Below are 2,591 nucleotides of genomic sequence, written 5' to 3' on the forward strand. Positions count from 1 at the left end.
GGCTGTCGCGGGTGGGGACGCGGGGAGTCGGGGCGTTGGCGTTCGGCGTGCTCGATGTCGGCGTGCTCGTTGTCGGTGTCCCGGCGCTCGACGTGGTCACCGTCGCCCCGCCTGCCCCCGTCGTCACCACCGTGACCGTGGTCGCCGTGGCGGTCGTGGTCGTGGAGCTGCGGACGGTCGTCCCGGCGTCCGACGCGGTCGACCAGTGGAACGTGGTGGAGTGGCCTGCCGCGTCCGCCGGGTCAGATCCTGCCGGGTCCGCCGTCGGCCGCCAGAAGCCGAGGTCGAGGAAACGGGTGGCGCCCACGATCCGGCCGGAGCCGCCGGGATCGGCGCCCCGCTCCCGGAGCACGAGCGGGATCGCCAGGCCGCGGTCCCGCTCCGCGGCGGCGGCCGCCACGTAGCGCGCCATCGCCTCCGGGGTCGCCGGGACATCCGTGAAGCCGTAGGTCCGCCGGTCCTCGGTGGCGGCGCGGACCAGACCGTCGACATGGTCCGTGCGCATCGGTTCCAGCCGCACGCGGCGACCGACGAGTACCGGCATGGCCCAGCCGGGGGGCGTCGCTGTCATGGTGCCCAGCATGGTGGCAGTCCGTCCGGGCCCGCCACCGGTTTTGTGCGTTCTCAGCGCAGGCCGGAGCGGACGAAGGCGTCGATGACCTGGCGCTGCATGACGAGGTACAGCGCGAACACCGGCAGGCAGGCCAGGCCCGAGGCGGCCATCACCGCACCCCAGTCGTCGCCCTCGGCGGTGAGGAAGCCGCGGATGCCGAGCTGCACGACCGAGTTCGCGCGCTGTAGCACCAACGCGGGCCAGAAGTACTCGTTCCAGGCGGAGATGAACAGCAGGATTGACAGCGACGCCAGCGCCGGGCGCAGGTTCGGTACGACGACCGTCCACAGCGTCGTCCATGACCCGCGTCCGTCGATGCGGGCCGCGTCGAGAAGCTCGCGCGGAAAAGCCTGCATGTGCTGGCGGAGCATGAGCACGGCCAGCGCCGAGCACAGGTTCGGCACGATGACGCCGGCCAGCGTGTTCAGCAGGCCCAGGTTCGACAGCACCAGATAGTTGGAGATCATCGTCACCTGGAACGGGATCAGCCAGGTCGCCACGAATGCCATGAACAGCACCGTGCGGCCACGGAAGTCCCAGGCGGCGAAGGCGTACGCGGCGAGCAGGCAGATGACCAGCTGGCCGGCGGCGGTGACGACGGCGATGACGAGGGTGTTGCCGAGCAGGCCCGCGACGTCGAGGCTGTCGAAGACCTGCCGGTAGTTACCGACACTCAGCGGCCAGGGCAGCAACGACTGGTCGTAGAGGTCCCCGGGGCGACGGAACGAGCTTGCGATCATCCAGTACACCGGGAAAACGCTGATCAGGCTCAACAAGGCGAGCATGGAATGGCTGGTCGCGGCCCGCAGGCGGGATATCCGCATGCTGCTCATCGTTTATGTCCTCGGCTCGGCAGCGGTCAGTTGTCGGCGAAGCTGTAACGGTCGGCGAGTTTCACCAGAAGCGCGGCGACGACGGCGAAGACGGCGAAGAACGAGATGCCGGCGGCGGAGGCGAGACCGGAGTCGAGGCTGCGGAAGCCGTACTCCCAGAGCAGGTAGTAGACGTTCGTGGTGGAGTCCGCCGGCCCGCCCTGGGTGAGGATGTCGAGGAGCGGGAACGTCCACTGCGCGGACAGCAGCACCGTCATCAGCAGCATGAACAGCAGCGTCGAGCGCAGCAGTGGCAGCGTCACCCAGCGGGTCACCTGCCAGCGGGAGGCGCCGTCCATCTCGGCGGCCTCGGCGTAGTCGGCGCTGATGCCGGTCAGGCCGGCGGAGATGACGAGGGTCGCGAAGCCGAGAATCTGCCAGGCGCAGATCGCGAGGATGGCGAGCAGCGCCGTCCGCTCCTCGCGCAACCAGTTGTAGGAGCCGAGGCCGAGAGCGTGGTTGACGATTCCCCTGGGGTCCAGCAGCCAGCGCCACACCGCGGCCGTGGCGACCGGCGCCATGAGCATCGGCAGGAAGATCAGCGCACGATACGTCGCGGGCGCGCGGCCGCCCAGATTCCGGATTCCCAGCGCGATCGCGGTGGGCAGGATGATCGCGAACGGGATCAGGCCGAGGATGTACCAGAGCGTGTTCTCGGCGGCGCCGCGCAGCTGCGGCAGCGTGAACACCCGTCGGTAGTTCTCGAATCCGACGTAGGTCCGCGGGGAGGTCGGCAGCAGGTTCCAGTGGTAGAAGGACAGCTGGACGGCCTCGACGACCGGTTTGTACGTCCACACCGCCAGGCAGGCCAGCCCGGGTAGCAGGTAGAGATACGGCGGCAGGGCGGCGACCGCCCGGCGGGCCAGCGGCGGACGCAGTGCCTCGACCGGTCCGGCCGGGACCGTCACCGCGCCGCCTCCGGCGCCGGGGACCCCCAGGGCGCCGGAGTACGCGACTTCGACGAACACGATCTGGAACATCCTTCCGACAGGCCGACGCCGATTCCGGCGCGGGGTGGCCGGGGCGCCCGCCCGGGCGGATCCCGGGCGGGCGCCCCAGGCGCCTGTGATCAGGTGGGCGCTGGGCGGGTCAGATGGTGGTGGAGG

The 2,591-nt window shown here is 70.4% G+C and carries 3 protein-coding genes; all 3 read right to left on the reverse strand.

Going from position 1 to position 2,591, the window contains the following annotated elements; genetic code table 11:
- Positions 1-571, reverse strand: a 571-nt coding sequence (locus NBZ83_RS31505; protein ID WP_498041098.1) for a GNAT family N-acetyltransferase, incomplete at its 3' end; no start/stop codon positions are given.
- Positions 572-624: 53 nt separating this feature from the next.
- Positions 625-1,446, reverse strand: a complete 822-nt coding sequence (locus NBZ83_RS31510; RefSeq protein ID WP_261567719.1) for a carbohydrate ABC transporter permease — start codon at positions 1,444-1,446, stop codon at positions 625-627.
- Positions 1,447-1,472: 26 nt separating this feature from the next.
- Positions 1,473-2,453: a carbohydrate ABC transporter permease gene (locus NBZ83_RS31515; protein ID WP_438803186.1), complete on the reverse strand. Its 981-nt coding sequence runs from the start codon at positions 2,451-2,453 to the stop codon at positions 1,473-1,475.
- Positions 2,454-2,591 lie beyond the last annotated feature (138 nt).

This window comes from Frankia gtarii (assembly GCF_025403375.1).
In the GTDB taxonomy this organism is placed as follows: domain Bacteria; phylum Actinomycetota; class Actinomycetes; order Frankiales; family Frankiaceae; genus Frankia; species Frankia gtarii.